The sequence below is a fragment of the Mesorhizobium sp. SP-1A genome, assembly GCF_032460275.1.
In the GTDB taxonomy this organism is placed as follows: Bacteria; Pseudomonadota; Alphaproteobacteria; order Rhizobiales; family Rhizobiaceae; genus Mesorhizobium.
Map to the genome: position 1 here is coordinate 952,336 of NZ_JAVXZD010000002.1, position 19,617 is coordinate 971,952.

At 51.0% G+C, this 19,617-nt stretch carries 23 protein-coding genes and 18 tRNA genes; 21 read left to right on the plus strand and 20 right to left on the minus strand.

What is annotated here, in order from left to right:
- Window positions 1-43 precede the first annotated feature (43 nt).
- Together QU595_RS13590 and QU595_RS13595 are read left to right on the plus strand one after the other, a co-directional pair.
- Complete coding sequence (locus QU595_RS13590) at window positions 44-934, plus strand: hypothetical protein (RefSeq protein WP_315922809.1); 891 nt, start codon at window positions 44-46, stop codon at window positions 932-934.
- Between the two features lie 73 nt (window positions 935-1,007).
- Complete coding sequence (locus tag QU595_RS13595) at window positions 1,008-2,294, plus strand: sodium:proton antiporter (RefSeq protein ID WP_315922811.1); 1,287 nt, start codon at window positions 1,008-1,010, stop codon at window positions 2,292-2,294.
- 72 nt (window positions 2,295-2,366) lie between these two features.
- On the opposite strand, the gene QU595_RS13600 is transcribed toward QU595_RS13595, so the two are convergent.
- From QU595_RS13600 to QU595_RS13655, 12 genes are all read right to left on the minus strand, one after another.
- Complete coding sequence (locus tag QU595_RS13600; protein WP_315922814.1) at window positions 2,367-2,654, minus strand: hypothetical protein; 288 nt, start codon at window positions 2,652-2,654, stop codon at window positions 2,367-2,369.
- 134 nt (window positions 2,655-2,788) lie between these two features.
- Window positions 2,789-2,882, minus strand: a tRNA-Leu gene (locus tag QU595_RS13605).
- Window positions 2,883-2,900: 18 nt separating this feature from the next.
- A tRNA-Leu gene (locus QU595_RS13610) sits at window positions 2,901-2,984 on the minus strand.
- A gap of 29 nt (window positions 2,985-3,013) precedes the next feature.
- A tRNA-Leu gene (locus QU595_RS13615) sits at window positions 3,014-3,097 on the minus strand.
- A gap of 39 nt (window positions 3,098-3,136) precedes the next feature.
- Window positions 3,137-3,211 (minus strand) — tRNA-His (locus QU595_RS13620).
- A gap of 299 nt (window positions 3,212-3,510) precedes the next feature.
- Window positions 3,511-3,588, minus strand: a tRNA-Pro gene (locus tag QU595_RS13625).
- Between the two features lie 65 nt (window positions 3,589-3,653).
- A tRNA-Tyr gene (locus QU595_RS13630) sits at window positions 3,654-3,745 on the minus strand.
- Window positions 3,746-3,966: 221 nt separating this feature from the next.
- Window positions 3,967-4,043, minus strand: a tRNA-Pro gene (locus QU595_RS13635).
- Window positions 4,044-4,264: 221 nt separating this feature from the next.
- Window positions 4,265-4,347 (minus strand) — tRNA-Leu (locus QU595_RS13640).
- A gap of 31 nt (window positions 4,348-4,378) precedes the next feature.
- Window positions 4,379-4,455 (minus strand) — tRNA-Pro (locus QU595_RS13645).
- Between the two features lie 88 nt (window positions 4,456-4,543).
- Window positions 4,544-4,626: transfer RNA gene (locus tag QU595_RS13650), tRNA-Leu, on the minus strand.
- A 6-nt stretch (window positions 4,627-4,632) separates the two neighbouring features.
- A tRNA-Tyr gene (locus QU595_RS13655) sits at window positions 4,633-4,716 on the minus strand.
- A gap of 524 nt (window positions 4,717-5,240) precedes the next feature.
- Between QU595_RS13655 and QU595_RS13660 the strand changes: the two genes are divergently transcribed.
- Entirely contained in the window at window positions 5,241-6,266 is a 1,026-nt protein-coding gene (locus QU595_RS13660; protein ID WP_315922816.1) for a hypothetical protein, read from the plus strand.
- Here QU595_RS13660 and QU595_RS13665 read toward each other — a convergent pair.
- Window positions 6,255-6,560, minus strand: coding sequence for a hypothetical protein (locus QU595_RS13665; protein WP_315922819.1), 306 nt, complete (start codon window positions 6,558-6,560; stop codon window positions 6,255-6,257). The two genes, QU595_RS13660 and QU595_RS13665, sit on opposite strands and share 12 nt — an antisense overlap.
- Before the next feature lie 112 nt (window positions 6,561-6,672).
- Between QU595_RS13665 and QU595_RS13670 the strand changes: the two genes are divergently transcribed.
- The 10 genes from QU595_RS13670 to QU595_RS13715 all read left to right on the plus strand — a co-directional run bounded on the left by QU595_RS13670 (window position 6,673) and on the right by QU595_RS13715 (window position 8,526).
- The gene (locus tag QU595_RS13670) at window positions 6,673-7,065 is read left to right on the plus strand and encodes a hypothetical protein (protein WP_315922821.1); all 393 of its coding nucleotides are present in this window, start codon (window positions 6,673-6,675) and stop codon (window positions 7,063-7,065) included.
- 223 nt (window positions 7,066-7,288) lie between these two features.
- A tRNA-Ser gene (locus QU595_RS13675) sits at window positions 7,289-7,380 on the plus strand.
- Window positions 7,381-7,421: 41 nt separating this feature from the next.
- Window positions 7,422-7,509 (plus strand) — tRNA-Ser (locus tag QU595_RS13680).
- Window positions 7,510-7,543: 34 nt separating this feature from the next.
- On the plus strand, window positions 7,544-7,747 hold the full coding sequence (locus tag QU595_RS13685) for a hypothetical protein (protein ID WP_315922822.1): 204 nt from the start codon (window positions 7,544-7,546) through the stop codon (window positions 7,745-7,747).
- 35 nt (window positions 7,748-7,782) lie between these two features.
- Window positions 7,783-7,872: transfer RNA gene (locus QU595_RS13690), tRNA-Ser, on the plus strand.
- A gap of 6 nt (window positions 7,873-7,878) precedes the next feature.
- A tRNA-Gln gene (locus QU595_RS13695) sits at window positions 7,879-7,952 on the plus strand.
- Window positions 7,953-7,969: 17 nt separating this feature from the next.
- Window positions 7,970-8,044 (plus strand) — tRNA-Gln (locus tag QU595_RS13700).
- Between the two features lie 24 nt (window positions 8,045-8,068).
- Window positions 8,069-8,156: transfer RNA gene (locus tag QU595_RS13705), tRNA-Ser, on the plus strand.
- 22 nt (window positions 8,157-8,178) lie between these two features.
- Complete coding sequence (locus QU595_RS13710; protein WP_315922824.1) at window positions 8,179-8,415, plus strand: hypothetical protein; 237 nt, start codon at window positions 8,179-8,181, stop codon at window positions 8,413-8,415.
- Window positions 8,416-8,451: 36 nt separating this feature from the next.
- Window positions 8,452-8,526 (plus strand) — tRNA-Gln (locus QU595_RS13715).
- Window positions 8,527-8,553: 27 nt separating this feature from the next.
- On the opposite strand, the gene QU595_RS30210 is transcribed toward QU595_RS13715, so the two are convergent.
- The 4 genes from QU595_RS30210 to QU595_RS13730 all read right to left on the minus strand — a co-directional run bounded on the left by QU595_RS30210 (window position 8,554) and on the right by QU595_RS13730 (window position 11,286).
- Window positions 8,554-8,829: a helix-turn-helix transcriptional regulator gene (locus QU595_RS30210; protein ID WP_410000502.1), complete on the minus strand. Its 276-nt coding sequence runs from the start codon at window positions 8,827-8,829 to the stop codon at window positions 8,554-8,556.
- Window positions 8,830-9,003: 174 nt separating this feature from the next.
- Window positions 9,004-9,609, minus strand: a complete 606-nt coding sequence (locus QU595_RS13720) for a hypothetical protein (RefSeq protein ID WP_315922826.1) — start codon at window positions 9,607-9,609, stop codon at window positions 9,004-9,006.
- A gap of 65 nt (window positions 9,610-9,674) precedes the next feature.
- A complete protein-coding gene (locus tag QU595_RS13725) occupies window positions 9,675-10,712 on the minus strand; it encodes an alpha/beta hydrolase family protein (RefSeq protein ID WP_315922828.1) in 1,038 nt (345 codons plus the stop codon).
- On the minus strand, window positions 10,705-11,286 hold the full coding sequence (locus QU595_RS13730; protein ID WP_315922830.1) for a hypothetical protein: 582 nt from the start codon (window positions 11,284-11,286) through the stop codon (window positions 10,705-10,707). Before QU595_RS13730 ends, QU595_RS13725 begins: the two co-directional genes overlap by 8 nt.
- Window positions 11,287-11,373: 87 nt before the next feature.
- Here QU595_RS13730 and QU595_RS13735 point away from each other — a divergent pair, with 87 nt between their 5' ends.
- From QU595_RS13735 to QU595_RS13745, 3 genes are all read left to right on the plus strand, one after another.
- Window positions 11,374-11,976 (plus strand): YcbK family protein, encoded by a 603-nt coding sequence (locus tag QU595_RS13735; protein ID WP_315922832.1) that lies wholly within the window; start codon window positions 11,374-11,376, stop codon window positions 11,974-11,976.
- Entirely contained in the window at window positions 11,976-12,584 is a 609-nt protein-coding gene (locus QU595_RS13740; RefSeq protein WP_315922834.1) for an outer membrane lipoprotein carrier protein LolA, read from the plus strand. The genes QU595_RS13735 and QU595_RS13740 overlap by 1 nt, the downstream gene beginning before the upstream one ends.
- Window positions 12,585-12,650: 66 nt before the next feature.
- Window positions 12,651-13,184 (plus strand): hypothetical protein, encoded by a 534-nt coding sequence (locus QU595_RS13745; protein ID WP_315922836.1) that lies wholly within the window; start codon window positions 12,651-12,653, stop codon window positions 13,182-13,184.
- Between the two features lies 1 nt (window position 13,185).
- Here QU595_RS13745 and QU595_RS13750 read toward each other — a convergent pair whose 3' ends face one another.
- Together QU595_RS13750 and QU595_RS13755 are read right to left on the minus strand one after the other, a co-directional pair.
- Window positions 13,186-14,301: a DNA cytosine methyltransferase gene (locus QU595_RS13750; protein WP_315922838.1), complete on the minus strand. Its 1,116-nt coding sequence runs from the start codon at window positions 14,299-14,301 to the stop codon at window positions 13,186-13,188.
- A gap of 8 nt (window positions 14,302-14,309) precedes the next feature.
- Window positions 14,310-15,470: a DNA cytosine methyltransferase gene (locus tag QU595_RS13755; RefSeq protein ID WP_315922840.1), complete on the minus strand. Its 1,161-nt coding sequence runs from the start codon at window positions 15,468-15,470 to the stop codon at window positions 14,310-14,312.
- Between the two features lie 224 nt (window positions 15,471-15,694).
- Between QU595_RS13755 and rpsU the strand changes: the two genes are divergently transcribed.
- The 5 genes from rpsU to trpS all read left to right on the plus strand — a co-directional run bounded on the left by rpsU (window position 15,695) and on the right by trpS (window position 18,912).
- Window positions 15,695-15,901: a 30S ribosomal protein S21 gene (gene rpsU / locus QU595_RS13760; RefSeq protein ID WP_315923275.1), complete on the plus strand. Its 207-nt coding sequence runs from the start codon at window positions 15,695-15,697 to the stop codon at window positions 15,899-15,901.
- A 14-nt stretch (window positions 15,902-15,915) separates the two neighbouring features.
- Window positions 15,916-16,167, plus strand: a complete 252-nt coding sequence (locus tag QU595_RS13765) for a hypothetical protein (protein ID WP_315922842.1) — start codon at window positions 15,916-15,918, stop codon at window positions 16,165-16,167.
- Window positions 16,160-16,804, plus strand: coding sequence for a hypothetical protein (locus tag QU595_RS13770; RefSeq protein ID WP_315922844.1), 645 nt, complete (start codon window positions 16,160-16,162; stop codon window positions 16,802-16,804). The genes QU595_RS13765 and QU595_RS13770 overlap by 8 nt, the downstream gene beginning before the upstream one ends.
- A 394-nt stretch (window positions 16,805-17,198) precedes the next feature.
- Window positions 17,199-17,663 carry a MarR family transcriptional regulator gene (locus QU595_RS13775; protein WP_315922846.1) on the plus strand — a complete coding sequence of 155 codons (465 nt, stop codon included), beginning with the start codon at window positions 17,199-17,201 and terminating at the stop codon, window positions 17,661-17,663.
- A gap of 241 nt (window positions 17,664-17,904) precedes the next feature.
- Window positions 17,905-18,912 carry a tryptophan--tRNA ligase gene (trpS, locus tag QU595_RS13780; protein WP_315922848.1) on the plus strand — a complete coding sequence of 336 codons (1,008 nt, stop codon included), beginning with the start codon at window positions 17,905-17,907 and terminating at the stop codon, window positions 18,910-18,912.
- A gap of 39 nt (window positions 18,913-18,951) precedes the next feature.
- Here trpS and QU595_RS13785 read toward each other — a convergent pair whose 3' ends face one another.
- Complete coding sequence (locus tag QU595_RS13785) at window positions 18,952-19,560, minus strand: hypothetical protein (RefSeq protein ID WP_315922850.1); 609 nt, start codon at window positions 19,558-19,560, stop codon at window positions 18,952-18,954.
- Window positions 19,561-19,617: the final 57 nt, after the last annotated feature.

A 19,617-nucleotide genomic window follows, 5' to 3' on the forward strand; every position in this document is an offset into this window, starting at 1 on the left:
TAGCGCAATTCAATAACAATCTAACAAAACTAGGATGATCCAGGTGAGAGCAAAAGCCAAATTAATACTCGCGGCAATGCTAATGTCATCGAGTCCATCGAACGCTGAGCCGCAAAGAGATATTTGCGCTCAACTGGCTTCGTCTGACCCTGATTATATCTTGAACCAACTCAGGACATTCTCCCCAAATGTAATGGGGAAACCAGCCATCACATGGAGCCGCGATGATCTTGTAAATCTGAGCAAGAACATCTTTGCTTGCGACGGATTGCCGAAAGGATCTTCTAATACGCCAAAGGTCTCCCCGAACAGGTGGGTCAACCAACTGAACGCTGCTGGCAAAGTCGTGTTGCCAATCAACGATCTTAATCGAGCCGTCCAACAGGCGTATAAACCACTCTGGAAATGGTCTGATATCCCTACATGTCAAAGCATCCTCAGCTGGAAGAGAGATCAAGTCTGGAATGAAAACAATTCGGAAGAATTATTCGGTAAGAATTTTCGCGAACTATCCCCTGCAGAAGCTACGATTGCAAAGGGGTTCACCAATGAATGCGTTGCCGTCGCGAAAAAGATTCTTGAATTAAATCGGATGGATATGGGCGCAGCTGTAAAAATCGCAGACGATATCGAGCGCACCATTGAAAAAGAACAGGAAGCCTCACAGGAAAAGAAGAACGGACTTGCTCCTTCCTTGAGAATTTATCATGAAGGCAGACGTATCCCCTTGGCGTATCTGGGGCCGCAGTCCCGAAAATGGGTCGAATTCGTCAATAAATTCGAATTACAAGATTTGCCTATGCGCGTTGAGGATATGGTGACGGTCTCAAAATGGACGGAAATGGTGCTTAGCTCTAAGAAAGAGAACCCCGAAAGCGCCTTTGCCGAGGCAGTCCGAGCGGTGATTTCGAAGAGAATGTTCAGCCAAAAATAATCGCTGCATAGCGATAATTCATTGACATTTTTCTGGTGGAATTTTAGTAATTTCCCATTCGAAGGGAAAAACGATGACAATTATTGAAATTGCTGCAATGCTCGTGGTGCTTTCGGCCGTGCTCGGCTGGATCAACCACGTTTTCTTGGGCCTGCCACACGCCATTGGCCTGCTAATCATGGGCCTATTCGGCTCACTTTGCCTTCTCACGGCATCATTTTTCATCCCAGGCTTTACGCTGACAGACGACCTTAATCATCTGATTTCGAGTATCGATTTCTTCGACACTGTGATGAATGGCATGCTTGCGTTCCTGCTTTTTGCTGCCGCATTGCATGTCGACGTCAAGTCCTTGAAGAGTCAGCGGATGCCGATCCTTCTGATGGCATCTTTTGGCGTTCTGGTTTCGACGGTCGTCGTGGGCGTGGGTCTTTGGGCGCTTTCCAATATCGCTGGATTCGCCATTCCGATCTGGTGGGCACTTGTGTTCGGCGCGTTGATCTCGCCAACAGATCCTGTTGCCGTTCTTTCTGTCCTCAAGACCGTCAAGGTACCTGAAAGCCTGGAAGCCAAGATCGCGGGCGAGAGCTTGTTTAATGACGGCGTTGGCGTTGTAGCGTTCACCGTGCTCCTGACCGTAGCTTTGGCGACGTCTGGCATCATGCCGACTGCCAATCATCAGCTCGTCGACACATCTGGTGCGATGAACTACCTCGAAGTCATCAAGGTGTTCAGCGTTGAAGTTTTCGGGGCAATCGCCCTTGGTCTCGCCATTGGCGTGGCGGCACTCTGGCTTATCAAGAAGGTCGATGACGCCGCTCTTGAGACCCTGATCACCCTCGCGGTCGTTCTTGGCACCTACGGCCTCGCCGTAAAGCTCCACTTCTCCGGCCCGATTGCCGTGGTCATTCCTGGCCTGATCATGGGCAACTGGGGCGCGAACAATGCGATGTCCGAAGAGACCAAGAGCCACCTGTTTCCGTTCTGGACCATGGTCGATGAAGTTCTGAACTCGGTTCTCTTCCTTTTGATTGGTCTCGAAGTCCTCGTACTACGCTTTGATCAAAGCCACATCGTCGTATCGCTGCTTTGCATTCCGCTCGTTCTCGCAGCTCGCTACATCTCCGTCGCAACCCCGGTGACCTTTCTGCGGGCCGCTGGCCAGAAGTTCTCCAACGGCGCTGTCCGGATCATGACTTGGGGCGGTGTTCGCGGGGGCATTTCGGTGGCGCTGGCGCTGTCTCTGCCCGAGAATGAGTACAAGAGTACGATCCTGACGGTAACCTACGTCGTCGTTGTCTTCTCGATCATCGTGCAGGGCCTGACCATTGCTCCACTGGTGAAAAGACTGGCCAAATAGGCTGCGCAATCTACCTCAACAAAAAAGCCGCCGAGTTACCTCAGGCGGCTTTTTTCGTTCCTGTTGTGATCATCACATTCGAGGGCCAAGTGTCTCGTCTTCCTCAACCTCGGTAGCAGGGGCTGCGCGACTTCTGGCATCCCAGAATGGCTTAAAAGCAAAAGGAAGCTCAATCCATCTTTGGCCATCGCGCTCACTTCGGAAGTTTTCCTTGTTGCTGATGCCGCCTTCGGATTCGAAATCACGAATAATCTGTTTGGCTGTTTCTGTCTCTCGAACGTACAGATCACTCTCATGGCTGTCGGTTTGGCAACCTGCCTCGACTAGACGTTCATAGAGAGATTTGCGGTCTTCTGTCATGGATCGTTCCTTGCTCGTGCTTTGAGCCGATGATGAGATCAAAGCCAGCAAACAACAAAGAAGGCACAAAAATGAGGGAAACGGGTGACATAACCAAAGTAGTCATGAAATCGTGAGCAAGAACAGATATATATTGGTGCGGGCGGCAGGACTTGAACCTGCACGGAGAGTAGCAAGCTCCCCACTGGGACCTGAACCCAGCGTGTCTTCCAATTCCACCACGGCCGCATATTCTTTCATTTGACTTGGTGTGGACGGCGGGGATCGAACCCGCACGCACGAAGCGGTGAATTTTAAGTTCACTGCGTCTACCTATTCCGCCACGTCCACATTCTTTATTCGGCGGTAAGTAAGAAGATTGGTGCGGCTGAGAAGAGTCGAACTTCCATGGGTTGCCCCACAGCGACCTCAACGCTGCGTGTCTACCATTCCACCACAGCCGCACAGTTCCGCTAATCAAATGACAGCGAAGTCATGAGTATTGGAACCGAAGGATGGAGTCGAACCATCGTCTCTGGAGCCACAATCCAGCGCTCTAACCATTGAGCTACAACGGCAAACAGGCATCGCTAAGTAAAGGGACTCGAACCCTTAACGCAGAATCGGTCTGGTTCGTATCTGCCATTGGTTTTTGCCATGCACCGGGGGGATGAATACTCATCCGTGATTGGCTTGACCTCAACGTCGTCTACAACTTCCGACATACTTAGCGAATTTTGTTAAGGACCCTGAGGCCCTTAAAACTTGGTGGCAGGACAGGCACTTGATCTCAGCGGACGATCAATCCGTGATCTTTGATCAGTACGCCGACTCCGACGAATGTTACCTAGGATACGCCAGGGTCCTGCCATTTAAGTGGTCGGAGTGGCTGGATTCGAACCAGCGGCCCCCTGCTCCCAAGGCAGGTGCGCTAACCAGGCTGCGCTACACTCCGAATTCCTCATGCACGGGCCGAGCAGCGCCACTCAAGGCAGCAGATCTCGGCCCGTTAGTTTAACTTGGTGGGGGACGGCTAGAGTTGAACTGCTTGCCGCATAGGGACCCGGTTTACAGCCGGGTGACAGGACCGCCCATCCTTATTGGCGTCCCCCATAAATGGTGGAGATGACAGGATTTGAACCTGCGCAGACCGTGATGACCTTCGCATTACCAAAGGCTCCCAATTGGTTTGAAACGCGCTTCCCTACTCGGCCCTCTCTGGCTGTTTCGGTGCATCCGCAAAGACCCCAATCGAGATTTGTCACGTCCCTGTTTTACCAGAGCCGGATTCCGTTTCCCGGTGCCCATGCCGACCTCAGGCGGACATCCCCATTGGCTTGAACGACAGGATTTGAACCTGCGACCTCCTGGAATCCCTCCAGGCGCGCTCCCAGACTGCGCTACATTCAAGACAAACTAGATATGACCAATAGATGGTCAGAAACTTTAGGCGCTCACAACGACGTCAAGGATCATCAGTCGCTGTCTCTCCACGGGAGAGGGGTCTTCAGGCTCGTCCACGATCCGCCGCCTGTTCCTAAAAGCGCCACCGAAACAGCAGCTGGCCAGCCGCCATTCCGCAGGCTTTCTGGGATTATTCTAGAATTTGCCCAGTATAGCCTTTGAAGCTGTGGTGCGGATGAGAGGAATCGAACCTCCACGGTTGCCCGTCAGAACCTAAATCTGATGCGTCTACCAATTTCGCCACATCCGCATATTTTCCCGAAGGGAAAAAGGAAAAATGATGGTCGGAGCAGCAGGACTCGAACCTGCGACCCCCTGATCCCAAATCAGGTGCGCTACCAGACTGCGCTATGCTCCGTTTTATTCAAAAAATCATATTTCCTTTTCCTCTTCAAGGGGGTCAGATCGAATTTAAAAACTCCATTATCTGACCCCCTTACATAATTTGGTACGGCAGAGAGGACTCGAACCTCCACGTCAGAAACAATGGATTTTGAATCCACCGCGTCTACCATTCCGCCACTGCCGCATTAATTGGTGAAGGGTACTGGATTTGAACCAGTGTGGATTTCTCAACGGATTTACAGTCCGCCCCTTTCGGCCTCTCAGGCAACCCTCCAATTCTTCGCAAACCAGCTCTCCATAGAATAACGCGGTGACGGCCACGGTATTCAAAGCCAGCTTGCTCTGTTCTCGCTCACAATTTCAAAGATCATTCTGCGGGAGCAGAACCCCCTTTCGGGGAAAAACACGCAAAAAAAGAAGAACCCTCGTTAGCGGTCGGCCAGCGAGGGTTCTTCTTGGTCTGATCGAAGGATTTACTTAAGCGTTAAAATCCTTCTTTCGCCAATACAGCCCGCTGACCGCAACCCAGATACGGGAGCGGTAACAAATGGGGGAGATGAGGCAGAGCGGAAACGGCACGCGTCAGGGCGACGCGAGCAGAAACTGCCGCAACCTTTCCCTGTACTGTCTGTGCCGGAGCGTTCATCGTTCTATCCTCAAAGTTGGCGACTGGAATTCGTCGTGTTGCCTATAGATGAATGACGTCGGCGAAACTGTCAATATGATTTTTTGCAATTTCTGATTTTTTTATTCCGAGGATGTCCGATGCCGATGATCCATCTCTGAGGCGGATGGCCGTTGGATGGCAAAAAGGGGTCGGCAATAAAATGGTTGGTTTCCAGCAACCGCAGGCACTATCATGAAACAAAATATTGGAGTTTTTCGATGGCAATAGATTTACCTACCGCAGCCATGGCGCTTATCACCGCACTGGAGAGCGTCACTGGTGTTCAGATTGCTATTCTCGAACGGCGTGATGACCCGGCTGAATTCTGGGCCAGAACCGCAGCAATTCTATGTGATAAAACAAAACAGAATTGGTGCAGTGAGGACGTTCGCTTCATGACGTCCAATACGGAACTGATGGGGATGTCTCATATAATCGAGTACAACTTCGATGGGAAGGGGACACGTAGGGTATGCGCACTCCTGCCGCCCATTGCGAACATCGATCCCAATTTCATCGCCAATGCATATGGTTCGCCGTATCCGACTATCTACGATCTGCCATCGAGTGCGGAAACGGCAAGTTGGCTGATGCTGTATCATGCGGCGCACTGCCTCGACACAGCTCTGTCCGACCAGGAAGAAAACCGAGCAGTCGCATTTGCGACACTAGGGCTTTCGTTGATGGGAGGGGACTACAAGTTTCTACCAGGAAGGGTACGATCATCTGCTCGCCAGATTGCGGCGATGACAGGTAAGGCATCTGGGTACTGGGCCGCTGGCACTGGGGAACGAATTCTGATGGATCTCTGGAAGACGGAAACAGCGGACAGGCTCAGGAGCGAGTACGGCTGCTATCCAATAGTGAAACAGAGTAGCTCGATTGATATCGAACGGATTGCGCGCGATTCACGCATTCCAGAAGGACAAAACTGCGCTGCAGAAGCAGGGGGAAACGGTGGTGGCATGCGCACGAACCCGCAGGGCACAATCACAGACGCCAACCTGTGGCTTTGGCTATATGGCCCGCAAAGTGGCGGCACTTCATCACCGCGCCTTGGGGTGCCTCCGAAGGACTACTATGCCTTTAAGACCTTCAAGGACTTCAACACCGCCGCCTCTTACGTTTTAGAGACAGCCAACAAGCTAGCGCAATGATGGTGTCGCTGATGGACGAAGGACGTTGGCACGTCTGACGAGATCGTCGTGCCACGCCTGGGCTTTTGCATCTGCGTAGGGCTTGTAACAACCAGAACCCCAATCGGAATGAACGTAGTTATAGTCCGCGTCCGCCTCCAGCGCATCTGCAGCGGCCGATAGGAGCGCAGAGTCAGGGCCAGTGAAACGATCCTCGGGGTCATCGAATTGAGGGTCGAAGCTCGGCGACAACTTCGCATGATTATCGATAAAAGCTCGGATCTCTTTCGCCAACTCGGTTCGTTCGTCACTCATCCTGATGCTCCTTCAAGTCCTCACACTGTAACGACTCCCTATGCAAGCGAACAGCGCGTTGTCGCATTCATTCAATCCTCATAACCTTGAGGGCACGAACTGGAGAAAAACAATGACCTCAAGGACATTAGAGAACGGACGCCTATTCCCGCCAATGATCTGGGACCATGGCTGGAGCCTTTCTATCCAGGCCGACAAAGCAGGCTATCAGTGCAGCCCCAAAAAGAGGCTGGACACGCTTGAGGAGTACGAAACCGTAGAGGTTAAGATCGACGGCCCGCATGGAACAACCGTTGATCCTTACACGATGCAGATGCCTGACGACGTGAAGGCAAAGTTTCCTGTTCTTGAGATTGGCGACGGCCCTTCAATCGGTGGAAACCTCACATGGGAAGACGTCGAGTGCGTAAAGAACGCAATTCTGTATGCGTCCCTCAGTCCTAACGACGGTGCTCCCGATGGCGAGGAAAATGATGGCGTCGACACCCCAAAAATGGGAATGTGAAAAAATTAAAAAATAGCCGTTGACATATTTTCATCGATCATTCATATCTAGAGAAGATCAAGGAGTTTAGAAATGTTCGCTCAGTCGTCCCAACAGCAATCCAGCCAGTCGAGTTCATCAAGCTCGAACGCGGTGCTGTGCGCGGTGACTGACCAGAAAATCTGACCTCTATATCAGATCAAAAGGTTTCAGAACCCGCCCAAAAGGCGGGTTTTTTGTATGCGGAAACATGGCTGAGAGGCTTAAAGCAGCGGTTTGCTAAACCGTCAGGGAGGTAAAATACCCTCGGGAGTTCGAATCTCCCTGTTTCCGCCACGAATTCGAATTTCCTGTCCGCAGGGAATTCAAACAAATACGGAGCTGTGACCGAGTGGCTTAAGGTGGCAGTCTTGAAAACTGATGCGGCTAACCCCGCCGTAGGTTCGAATCCTACCAGCTCCGCCACAATTTTGGCTTATTTGTTTATGGGAGAAGGGCCATGACAGTACACGAAATAAATGCTCCGGTTGATGCCGTAGACGCAGCTGTCATGGCCCTTGTGGAAGCCCATGTTGATAAGGCTCAACAGGCCAGAGAACGATCCAATCTGAGGGGATGGTTCGTTGGCCAGACGATGAAGCAGCTTAATGGAACTGCAGAGCGTCAAGCAGTCGAAATCGCAGTGAATAAGGCACTGCAATAATAGGAGTTTCGGCCTAATAAATGGGCCAAAGAATTGGAAAGATGGCAGAGTCCGGTTGATTGCACTCGCCTCGAAAGCGAGCAAGCCGCAAGGCTTCGGGAGTTCAAATCTCCCTCTTTCCGCCAGCACGTTGGGGATTAGTTTAATGGTAGAACGGCGGACTCTGAATCCGTTGGTCCTGGTTCGAGTCCAGGATGCCCAGCCAGGAATTACGAAATAAATTGGGGCGTCGCCAAGCGGTAAGGCATCGGTTTTTGGTACCGACATGCGGAGGTTCGAATCCTCCCGCCCCAGCCATTTTCGTAGTTAATTCGTTAAATTGGAGCCGTGGCAGAGTGGTTGAATGCACTCGCTTGGAAAGCGAGCAGACCGCAAGGTCTCGGGAGTTCGAACCTCCCCGGCTCCGCCAATTATTAAATAAGGAAAAATCCATGAGCAATGAGTCGATCAACATCAAAGAACACGTCACCGCAGGACCGTGCACACTCGTTTGCGCGCGAGCAGGCAATCTCTGGTATCGAACTGCTCTTGGATTTGAATTCCCAGTGCCTTTCTCGGATATGGGTGACGCGACTTTCTCGTCCGAGGAGAAAGGCATGATGCTCATGCGCTACATCCGAAAGCACAATGAAACGATCACTGCTGCGCGACAACAACAAGTCGCGTAGGCAGTCGTCTTTCTCTCATTAGACGACTTTTGATAATGCCGAGTCGTCTAATGGTAGGATCTGAGCCTTTGAAGCTACAGGACGTGGGTTCGACCCCCACCTCGGCATCCAATTTTAGCCATGATTACAAAACTTATATCACTTGGAATTGACGGGTGAGTAAGCGTTTGGAACTGCCCAGTCTCTGGGAAATCTTAAGCCAAATCCCCCACTCTCATCCAGCTCGATGAATTGGACGCCACGTTTCTCCAGCGCCTTCTTAATGCGTAGCTTTGTTTCAAGACGTATACCGACGTTCGTTTCCAATTTCGATATTGTCTTGGGGCTGACGCGTGCCGCGATAGCAAGTTCTGCCTGACTGAGGTTCAGACCAATCCTAGCGAGGCGCAGTAAGGGCGGCGGCGGCGTATTCATCGTCGCTTTGTAGGCTCAAACGAAACAGACGTCATATAAAACTGCGAAAATGCCAATCGCAGGTATTTTCGTGCTAATCACTCGCACAAAAGTGCTAGTTGATGGCACTTTTTTCATATGCGCCCGCATCGCCAAACAGCTTTGCCCCGAATCAGCAGCATCAGCCCGAGAATGTCAGGCTGCAAGTGTCATAGGCACTGTTGGTAGAGGCTTCTCACCGTTTGAAGCGTAGTGCGACCAGATCGCAAGATCGAAGTCCGCAGGAGACATTCCAGACGCCTTTGTCTCGGCAATCATGATCTGCTCCAGTCTCGCATATACCTTACCCGTAGGAACGCCGTTAGGCACGTCGTAGCCGCGTTCTTTGAGGTACTTTGTAACATGAGTGTCGATGACCGCGATGTGGGCGTTCTCGCGAGAATGCATGATGAAAAAGCGCGACGTCTTCGGTCCTACGCCTGGTAGCTCTTCCAATTCCTGTGGAGAAACCCCTCTAAGATCGAGACGACCGACTTCAGCTGAGTTAGCGAAAGCCGCTTCCAAGAGGGCATACTTCCCCATTCGAACTTCTTTCAATCGACCAAGCAGTTCACCGGAATTGGCCAAACGATCAACATATTCGAATGGTGATTCGCCATTAATACGGCCGCTCAGAAATTCATCAATTTTCGCGGCAATCATCGTTGCCCTTTTGCCAGCGACGGCCAGACAAAATAGCCAGAATTCCTCAAGCTCTTCAGTCGTACGCTGATAATTGGTGATTTTAAACGGATCGATCATCACATAATCCTTTCAATTTTGATGATGATCGAATGATTTATTTATGTCAAATAAGTTGACGCGAATTACCTGCGGCCTTCGTCGATTGCCCCAAGTGACATCCGTTCGAAGAAGTCGGTTGTCATGTCCTGAAACGCCTGCTTTTCATAATCACCATAGGCGAGGAGAAAAGCTGTCGAAATTGCCTTCAGAACCTCGAAGAGCTTCTTCTCCGTTGCGTTTGATCGGGCACCCTGTCCAGAAAAAGTGTTAGCACTGCCATTTTTCAGTAGGCCAACGTGCTTATATCCAGGCTTTGCAAGTCGGTAGGACTTTGCCTTCTCTTGATAGGGTTGCCCAGTGAAATCGATCTCGTTTTCGGCGAGCAGATAGAGGCTTGGCGCGCTAATGTTGGCCCAGGACGACTCGTCCAATCCCATGACACCAGGCCCCTGTGGAGACATCATGATGCCCGCGAAGAAGCGTGGATCAGCGAAAGTCCTACGCTTGCTTTCACCGTCCTTGACCGAGGCCCCAAGGAGCATCTGCGCAACGTAGGCACCGTATCCATGTCCAACGATGATCGGTCGCTCCACGTTGATTTCCTGCCCGACAGCCTCTTTGATCAGCCGCAGGTCGTCCAGCACACTAACGCAGGCTTCAGCGCGCTCCTGCCAAGCGACGGGATCTTCAAGCAAGGCAGAGATCGCCCAATCCGAAACGCTGTCGACAGACGTCTTTCGCAGCGAAGGACCGTTTTCGATGATTGAATCTCGATGAAGTGGCGCAACCACGACAAAGCCATGACTTGCCCAATGCCAAAGGAGATCGCGGTAGGCAAGCGGCTCGGCAACGGCTCCATGACTGAAAACAATGAGGCGAGGGCTTTTGTGATTTCTGGGGAAGAAGACCATATAGTCAAAGCCGCGACCTTTCACGGTGGTCGGCGACGCTGAAAATACGTATGGCCCTTGAGTAGCATAACTCGCATAGCGCGGATCGACGCCTGGAATGTCTTCCCGAATGATGAGAGGCGAATTGTCTGCATCCTGAGCAACCGCCACAGCTGGTAATAGCAATGCAGCTGAACCAAGCAGGAAAAGGCGTCTGGTCAAATTACGCATCCACGTGCTCCTCGGCGGTGTCGATCTTTGTCACATGATACGTTCCACCTTCCTGGATCACTGACATCGCGTGAAGGAAAGCTTCCTCGCCTCCCAACATTATCGCGAGCTGGCTCACGGTCTCCAAACAGCCGAGCGTATATTCCGTTGTCATAAAGGCGGGAGGTATCAGCTCTTCACGGCATGCGATCAGAATGCGGGCAACGATCAAACAATGAGCAGCGGCTTCGGTGGATGGGGAAGAAGGCAGGCGAAATGCAGGAGCGTAGGGTCGTATGGTGAGGCTGTCGATCTCAAGACAATCGAGCAAAACGTCAACGTCCGGCAAAGCTTGGTCAATTGCCGATATAAGTGAAATGACCCAATCGCCAGGTGAGAAAGATTGATTGGTTGAAGGAAAGTCAAACAACAACGGAGCTTGGCTATCGCTTGGCAATGGGCGCACTATTTCGCCATTTTTCCATCCAGCCAATTCATCAGAGGCAAACGTATTCCAGACAATCTCTCCCAAGCGGGAACGGAAATTTGCTGGAGGGATATAAGGATGTTCAACCTCAAAAATGCTATTTTGCATCGTCGGTGTCCTTGAAACCGTTTCTTTTCTCATACATCATGCTACCTTGATTAAAACACTGCAACCACTTCTAGGGAATTCGACGTCTTGAAACACGAAGAAATAGACCTGAGTAAGCGTTCTTTTATGAAAATTGCCGCCACGCTTGGTGCGACGGCTGCTCTATGTCCGCTTTCATCTCTAATGCTGCCGGATTCAGCCCTTGCTGAACCGATGGTGCCACTGCGTCTCTTTAATCCGCATACGGGAGAAACCTATTCTGTTGAACTGTTTTCCGGTTCTCAGTGGAATAAATCAGGTCTCCTCGTTTGCGACTGGATGATGCGGGACTGGCGTCAGAAACAAGTCGTTAATTGTGATCGCAAACTTTACGCAGCTTTGTACGTCATTCAGCGCAAATTCAACGTATCGTCTCCGATTGCTATCAATTCTGGCTTTAGAAGTGACGCAACAAACAGAATGCTTAGAGGGAACTCCATAGCCAGAAACGGTGGACGAGCAACAGCAGAATCTCCTGCTGTGAACAGCCAGCATCTCTATGCAAAAGCTGTCGATTTTTCAATCCCAGGCGTCCCAGTTCCCGTTGTTTCTCGTTATGTCAAATCGCTAAATATTGGCGGCCTTGGTGTATATAGCACTTTCACACATATGGACACTGGCCGAATTCGCCAATGGGGTAGGCCGATCTAATGACATTCAGTCGCCGAAGCATTCTCGCCTTGTTGACTGCGGCCGCAGTCACAGGAATGACCGCATCTGTGTCCTTTGCTGACGAGGTTAACGTTGGCGACGTAATAGATAAATTCACGAAAATACGCTCAATGTCAGGCGAGTTCGTGCAATTCGACTACAAAGGAAACCCATCAGAAGGGACATTTGCAATCCTTCGCCCAGGCATGGCTCGCTTCGATTATCGCAAAGGTGGTCTCAACATCCTTGCGGACGGGAAGACCGTGGCCGTAGAAAACAGGCGACTCAAAACATGGGACCTTTATCCGCTTTCGCGAACACCACTAAACTTGCTCCTTGGCGATAGGATCGACCTGACCAAGGGGATCATCAAATATGTGGTCGAAAAGGACGGCCTCATCGCCGTAATGCTTGCTGATCAAAAGACATTCGGCAATTCGACCATAGAGATATTTTTTGACAAGAATACGAACGAGCTGCGCCAGTGGACCCTCTTGGATGAAGCTCGACGGGAAACGACCGTTGTCGTTCATAACCTGAAGGTCAACACGCCTTTGCCGAAGCACGTATTTAGAATACCATACAAAGAAATCCGCGAACGAAATTAATCACCGGCGCTTGCTTCGATCTGGAATTGACGGGGAACATGTAGTTTCAAGCTGATTGAGAATTACATGCGCCAGTCAATTGTTGCCAGTTTCGGATTAGCGGAAGACGGTCATCCCTGTGAGGCCGCGCTTGAATTTCGACGTCTCGCAATAACAAAACAAATTGCAGACGATTTAAGCGTAAATAGCCTCGATCTCGCCATATCATTTGCCTGGGCAGGAAAAGCTATCTCCAGAAGCAAGAAGCTTGATGCCTGGCAGCAAACTGGCGTTGATCCCAATACGTGGGAGATCGTTCGGGCAATGTCCCTTGATCTCGAAATCAGACGCTACGCGCTTAATGACGCGCTCTACGCAGACCCACAGGTTGCATTTGCAGGAGCGCTAGACCATCTGCGTAAGGCGTCCGCATTCCAGCGTGCCATGTCAGCCATACAAGCAACAATTAGCGTCAACAGCTCCCAAAGCGATGTCCTCTTCTGGATGGGAGAACTTGCTCAGATAGCCAAGCAGATACCGGGGCCAGATGTGAAACTCAGCATCGCCAAAGCGGACAATCTGGTGAGCCTGGCTTCCTTCAGAAAGAAGAGGAGCACCTAGCTCATTCCGCCGCCATCAGCATCGAGCCGCTATTCGCTTCCTTTTCTGCAACCAAGTGCATTTCCAGGCTTTTTGCGAGACCAAGCGCTGCAAGATAGGGGACACCGTTCCCTATGGTTTTGAAGCATGCGGTGAGCGGCATATCCTCTGGGAGCTGATACTCAGCCGGAAGTGACTGGATCGCCAAAGCTTCCGATACGGAGATACGACGCGGTTCGTATGGATGAAGGTGAACCTCGTTATTCCCATATGCGGCCGTGGGGCTGTAGCGCCAACGGTGAAGGCGCTTGAAGGACTTCTTCTTCACATCCCCTTCGGGAACCGTGTGAAATTTATCCGACTGCGGATTGAACCACATTCCGCCATTCGGGTGGTTTTCGACGTCATTCTGGTCAAACCAATGCTGCACAGTCAGCTCGCGCGGAAGGCCAAGCCCCTCAGGGAAGTCAAGTTCATCACCTTGAGCGAAGCTCTTTACGGTCGGCCACTCCAAAGCGAGAACGTCTTCAGAATGCGTCATCGTGGATTCGAACGGGAACTTCAAGTCTTGGCAGCCATCAAGAACCCCGACCAGAAAGATACGCTTGCGGTCCTGGCCGACGCCATATGCTACAGCACTGGTCAGTCGGTCATGCAGGGTAAATCCTGCATGACCGACAATAGCCTTCTGCTCATCGTAGAACTGACGATGGACCTTGGTTCGCCACAACCCTTCGACATTCTCGAATACAAAGAAATCCGGCTTAATTTGGCTGATCAGACCAAAGTAGATGGACGTCAATCGACCATGGTCGCCTTCAGAACCAGCGTTTTTCCCGCCAATCGAGAAATCGGGGCAGGGCGGTCCACCAACGAAGCCAACTTTTCGTCCAGAGCGGCGGATATCGTCGACAACAGCCTTCAAGATGGCCAGGTGAGCGCCGGAATTGAATTCTTCGATACTACCGAGATGATGGCCATAACGCGGGCGAGGGGAGCCAAGAAGCTCTCTAGAATGCATATAGCCGTCCAGAAACTCCGGAGCGTACTCGTTGACCATATCTACGCGGAAACCCGCATGCTCAAAGCCGAGGTCGAGAAATCCAGCGCCAGTGAAGAAACTAATAATCGAATGCATTGCCACACCTATTTCAGAGCACGAAGAACGCCACGGATTGCGCGCTCTGCGACAGGCACGACAACAGACTCCCCAAGAAGATGGTAAGTGGTCTCCTCGTGGGTGGGAACCTTGAAATCGGAGTCTATCCCCAACAGATTCTTGACCTCACCTACCGTCAGCATTCGATGGCCGATGTCGGTTTTGACAACCGCTGCAGACGGATCGTGCCAATAGTCGCAATCGATGCGACCAGCATGCTGTCGAGGGAACTTGCGTGCGCCCTCCGACACATATGAGAGCACAGGTCCATTATTTGCTGCGCGGTCTATGAAAGAAGAGGCCAACCGGGGAACAATATCCGTACCAACCGGACGAACCACAGTGTTGAATGACGGTGCGACCGCGATAAACAACTCGTGGCCTTCCATGGGCACAAACCATTCCACGTCAATAACCATCGACTGGACTTCGTGATTACGGAAATGACGGGCGATGACCTTGCAATATGCGTCTGGGTTTATTCCCATTCGCTGACCAATTGTCCAATCGATACGGAACAAAGTACAAGCTGTTCGCTTTCGACGGCCTGCTGCGGCTTCAATGATCTTCGTGACTGCGGGATCGACCTGTCCAATACCTACGAAAGCCGAAAAGGGCAGATTGACCAGCGTCAAATCAACACTGACATCCGTTTCCAAAAGACTATCGCTACCGCGATTTTCACTGAAAGTGGGTCGCGCCATAGGAGCAACCAAACAGGAGCCGTGCGGAACGCCGCCGATATTCATCGACGCTAAGCCAAGTGCACCAAGTCCTGGATTAATTTCTGTGAAGGAAAAGACCTGGTCGGCCACCCCTAGCTCCAACGAATCTTCTTTCATCATCCGTAACACAGAGAGAAGACGTTGTGCATATGTGACGCGATCAGTGTCCGCATTAATTAGGGCGACAAGCTCAGCATTTTCAATCAAGGCGGAAGGTGAAAGGTCGTCAGCCATATCCACCTTATTCAAGGCGTCAGAAAAAACCGACTTTATCTTCGGAATGGACGTTTTTGGATGTCCCGACACGCAAAGCCAAGTCACCAACGAGCGCACAACGTCGCGGCGACGAATTTCAACATTTATGCTGTCAGCCTGCTGACCATCTAAAGAAGTCATAATCCCTGCCAATTCGATATCTGCCATACCAAATCGTTGTCAAAATTAGGTAATGAAGCTAAATTTATCCTGTTTTAATCACCTGAAATTGTCAACCAATTTGCACCTGCGTCTGTGATTTTAAATTGATACGAATTATCGAAACTGCCTAAATCAAGAGATATATGGAATTATCGAGAAGCGTATCTATTGCGCCGATGGCCGAATTAAACATATTATGCAAAATCCATTTAACAAAGAAGGTACAGCAAGTGGAAGTTAAGGTTCGCGATAATCAGGTTGATAAGGCCCTTCGAGTTCTCAAGCGAAAGCTGCAGGCAGAAGGCATTTTCCGTGAGATGCGCCAGCGCGAGTTTTATGAATCTCCATCGGAAAAGCGTCGCCGCGAAAAGAACGAAGCCACTCGCCGTTATCAACGCGAGCGTCGCAGGCAAGCTGAAGCTGACCGTCGTCGCTAAGCAGGAGAATTGTCGTGGCTTGTGATGTCGTAGTAACAGAAGGTGGACGCCTTACAGTTGTTTGCGACGCAGGACCACGAATACCTCAGGCCGCCTTGATACAGGGCGGCCATATTTTTTTGGTGTATGACGGTGAGCACTTCCATTTAGGTGAGTTGATGCCAGCTGTTTACACTCAAGCCCTCAAATGCACATTCGCGATGTTCGTCATGATGGATGGAGTGTCGGTGAAATCTTCGACCGAGATCAGGCTTCAAATTGACTGAAGCAGCGAAAAATAACCGTTTAATCCTACCAGAAACCATATCGTTCCTGATTGGCGAACTTGGTCAGATCGCATCAGACGACATTGCGTGGTCAGAAACGATAACTCCTCCATCCAATGCCGAAGACTTTGCTGTCGAAGCCATATGGATCATATGTAATTCCGGAATGAAGGCCACGATTGCGAGGCAAATCGAAGGGCGAGTTCTCGCCGCTATCAAATCAGGACGTTCCATTCACGAGGTATTCGGTCACAAAGGCAAAGCTTCCGCCATGGAGACCATCTGGAGCGAAAGGCAGCGGTTTTTCGAGGAATTTAATAATGCTGATGACAAGCTCTCATATATCGAAACCATGCCGTGGATCGGCAAAATCACGAAATACCACCTGGCCAAAAACTACGGAGTCGACTGCGCCAAGCCTGATGTCCATCTCCAGCGACTAGCTGACAGAGAGAACACTTCCGTTCATGATATGTGCGCGACACTCGCTGCCGAGACTGGATATAGAATTGCCACCATCGACGTCATTCTTTGGCGTGCGTGCGCCACAGGCCTACTGAATTCCCGAACGGGAGAGATTTGTCCAAAGCAAGAAATGCCCCTATCCTCGATAAGCAATGATAGGAGCAGAAAATGAGTACACTGCCTGGCATTTCATCAATTTCAGACCCAGACGACGTGCCGTTCACTCCCATAGGCGAAGGTTTCCTCAAAAAGCACGGCCGAATGAGGTGTCCTTGTTGCCGCCAAGACGGCGTTGAACGCATCGTTGAAATCGCTCCTGCCGTGAATGGCGCTACTCGCAAGCAAGCTGCAGTTTGCCGCGATCATGAAGAAGAGGGACGGAAAGCATTCAGGCGCTCCTGGGAGTCGTCAAAGCCAGATCACTCTGACGCAGCATTCTCTCTCGGAATGCGGTAGAAATCCACCTGCAGAGTCTAAGAGTCCAACAGAATCAATAGCTTAAGCCCTGTTGCCTATTGACATAGGGAATTGCGAAGCCTAGCCATGCCCGCAAAGGAGTACGGGCTATGGCGTCGATCTATTTCAAAGGACGTATCGATTTCGAGACGCTCTCGATGAGTGAGATAAGCGCGATCACTGCTGCTGTCGCAACGCTGGAAACGATGGCTAAGAAGCATGGGTTCGAGTTTGTCTCTGGCCCTTCGCGCAAAGGATCTCCTCGGCCAGATATGGCAGGGCCAAGATCGACCACTCGTCCAAAGGCACAACGCAGATTGCTGTTAGCGCTCGTCTCTCGCGGTCACCCAATGACAGTACGTGAAATAGCTGAAACCACCGGATTAAAAGAGGGAACGATTAATCCGCATCTTTCAGCACTCTACAGCAGCGGGATAATTCACCGTATCAGGCAACGGCTTCCTAATGCACCTGAAGGACTGGGGCGCAAATCAACCACAACATATTCCCTCACGGAAGATGGAATAACCATCGCCGAAGAAATAAGAAAATCGGGCGAAACTCTGATCGACTGAACTTCAGACTTGCAATTGCCCGCTTCAAAGGGCATAAGTGGCTTTATGTGCAAATTATTGGAAATCACAGCAGGAAATCCTGCGTCGAAGAATTGGTGGCGCTCAGTCAACTGAGCGGCCCACAACGTATCCATGTTTAATTTTCAAACACGTAGACGAATGGGACCGTTCCGCAGGGAAGGGCTTCTATTCGAACTCCGACATTGTGGGCGGTCCTCAACCATCAGGAAAGGATCATCCAATGTCTACCATCAACAACGCCCCAATCGTACTCACTGGCGACCGTCCGACTGGACCTCTTCATCTCGGCCACTACGCAGGCTCTCTGCAGCAACGCCTTCGTCTTCAGGATGAAGGATATCGATGCTTCGTTATGATTGCCGACATGCAGGCGTACACCGACAATGCAGACAATACCGCGAAGATCAGAAACGCCATTCCGCAGGTGGTCTCGGACTATCTCGCAATCGGTCTCGATCCCAGCAGGACAACAATCTTCCTGCAGTCGGCCGTGCCTGAACTCGCAGAGTTGACGATGCTCTATATGAACTTCATCACGGTGTCCCGCCTGGAGAGAAACCCGACCATCCGCGATGAACTCAAGATGCGGGAATTCGAGCGTGATATTCCGTCAGGCTTCTTGTGTTACCCAGTATCGCAAGCGGCTGACATCACCGCGTTCAAGGCCACTTGTGTTCCGGTCGGCGATGACCAGCTCCCAATGATCGAATTGGCTCAGGAAGTCGCCAGGAAGATCAACCGCGCAGGCGGAAGGGAAATCCTACCAACGCCAAAAAGCCTCCTGTCCAAGGTCACACGCCTTCCAGGAATCGACGGCAAAGCGAAGGCGAGCAAGTCTCTTGGCAACGCCATATTCCTGTCGGACAGCCAGAAAGAGGTGAAGGACAAGGTCATGGCGATGTACACCGACCCCAACCACATCCGCGTCAGTGACCCCGGACAGGTCGAAGGTAATGTCGTGTTTTCGTACTTGGACGCCTTCGAAAACGACCAGGAGAAGGTTGAAGACCTGAAGAGACGGTATCGTGGAGGCGGCTTGGGCGATGTCACAATCAAGAAAGAACTGATCTCATCCCTTGAACGGGTCATGATGCCTATTCGTGACCAGCGGGCGGCTAATGATGTCGACTACAAAGACATCATCCGTCAGGGATCGAAGGTGGCACGCGAAGCAGCGGTACAAACACTTGCCGAGGTCAAAGACGCACTCGGCGTGTTCTCGATCTGAAAACAAGAAAGGCTCCGACATATGGAGCCTTTAAAAAATTCATGGAGCAGGGGAGCTAAATCCTGCTCCATTTTCATAATCGCCGTAGTCAACACAATCTTTGAATTCAATTCTGAAGGTATCATTAGCAGAGCGACGCTCAGACATCTTATCGATCATTTTCTCACAATCCGAAACGAGAGAATGAACGAAGGCAGCGCCGTCTGCGGTAACGCATTCTGCCTCGATAAAAATCTCGACCTTGTCAGCAAAACCGCGCTTCTGAACGGACTGAACGTTCGTCTCAATGAGGTCCGACATCATTCTGCGAAGTGCTCTCCCCTGTCCTTTGCCTCTGAATTCAGGATTCACGAAAACCGCATGAATATTATAACCAAGTTTGGCTACCCATTCGTCTCCAACCAGCTCCTTACGTGGAAACATATCGAAAGATACGAAGCCTGTAGGCAAACTGCTCCAGCCGTCTTTTACAGATACTAGCTTATAATCGAAATCTCTGGCGTCATTGATCCAAGCAAGTGGATCGCAAACATCATCATATGATTTTCCAATCCCGAGCTTCAGAGCATCTATCTCACTGCCCGTAACAAGCGACGTCTCAAAAAGAGGGAAGCCAAGGCTAGGCATCTTTTCTACTGTCTTAGTCATTCAGATCGCTTTCCTGTACACCTTTAAATCCTAATTATGATTTGTGCCTCGCATCTC

Excerpts from the sequence above, each read along its gene's own strand:
- QU595_RS13595 (WP_315922811.1), top strand. The coding sequence starts at position 1,008 with ATGACAATTATTGAAATTGCTGCAATGCTCGTGGTGCTTTCGGCCGTG.
- QU595_RS13600 (WP_315922814.1), bottom strand. The coding sequence starts at position 2,654 with ATGACAGAAGACCGCAAATCTCTCTATGAACGTCTAGTCGAGGCAGGT.
- QU595_RS13665 (WP_315922819.1), bottom strand. The coding sequence starts at position 6,560 with ATGAGTGACGAACGAACCGAGTTGGCGAAAGAGATCCGAGCTTTTATC.
- QU595_RS13670 (WP_315922821.1), top strand. The coding sequence starts at position 6,673 with ATGACCTCAAGGACATTAGAGAACGGACGCCTATTCCCGCCAATGATC.
- QU595_RS13685 (WP_315922822.1), top strand. The coding sequence starts at position 7,544 with ATGACAGTACACGAAATAAATGCTCCGGTTGATGCCGTAGACGCAGCT.
- QU595_RS13710 (WP_315922824.1), top strand. The coding sequence starts at position 8,179 with ATGAGCAATGAGTCGATCAACATCAAAGAACACGTCACCGCAGGACCG.
- QU595_RS30210 (WP_410000502.1), bottom strand. The coding sequence starts at position 8,829 with ATGAATACGCCGCCGCCGCCCTTACTGCGCCTCGCTAGGATTGGTCTG.
- QU595_RS13720 (WP_315922826.1), bottom strand. The coding sequence starts at position 9,609 with ATGATCGATCCGTTTAAAATCACCAATTATCAGCGTACGACTGAAGAG.
- QU595_RS13725 (WP_315922828.1), bottom strand. The coding sequence starts at position 10,712 with ATGCGTAATTTGACCAGACGCCTTTTCCTGCTTGGTTCAGCTGCATTG.
- QU595_RS13730 (WP_315922830.1), bottom strand. The coding sequence starts at position 11,286 with ATGCAAAATAGCATTTTTGAGGTTGAACATCCTTATATCCCTCCAGCA.
- QU595_RS13740 (WP_315922834.1), top strand. The coding sequence starts at position 11,976 with ATGACATTCAGTCGCCGAAGCATTCTCGCCTTGTTGACTGCGGCCGCA.
- QU595_RS13745 (WP_315922836.1), top strand. The coding sequence starts at position 12,651 with ATGCGCCAGTCAATTGTTGCCAGTTTCGGATTAGCGGAAGACGGTCAT.
- QU595_RS13750 (WP_315922838.1), bottom strand. The coding sequence starts at position 14,301 with ATGCATTCGATTATTAGTTTCTTCACTGGCGCTGGATTTCTCGACCTC.
- QU595_RS13755 (WP_315922840.1), bottom strand. The coding sequence starts at position 15,470 with ATGGCAGATATCGAATTGGCAGGGATTATGACTTCTTTAGATGGTCAG.
- QU595_RS13775 (WP_315922846.1), top strand. The coding sequence starts at position 17,199 with ATGGCGTCGATCTATTTCAAAGGACGTATCGATTTCGAGACGCTCTCG.
- trpS (WP_315922848.1), top strand. The coding sequence starts at position 17,905 with ATGTCTACCATCAACAACGCCCCAATCGTACTCACTGGCGACCGTCCG.
- QU595_RS13785 (WP_315922850.1), bottom strand. The coding sequence starts at position 19,560 with ATGACTAAGACAGTAGAAAAGATGCCTAGCCTTGGCTTCCCTCTTTTT.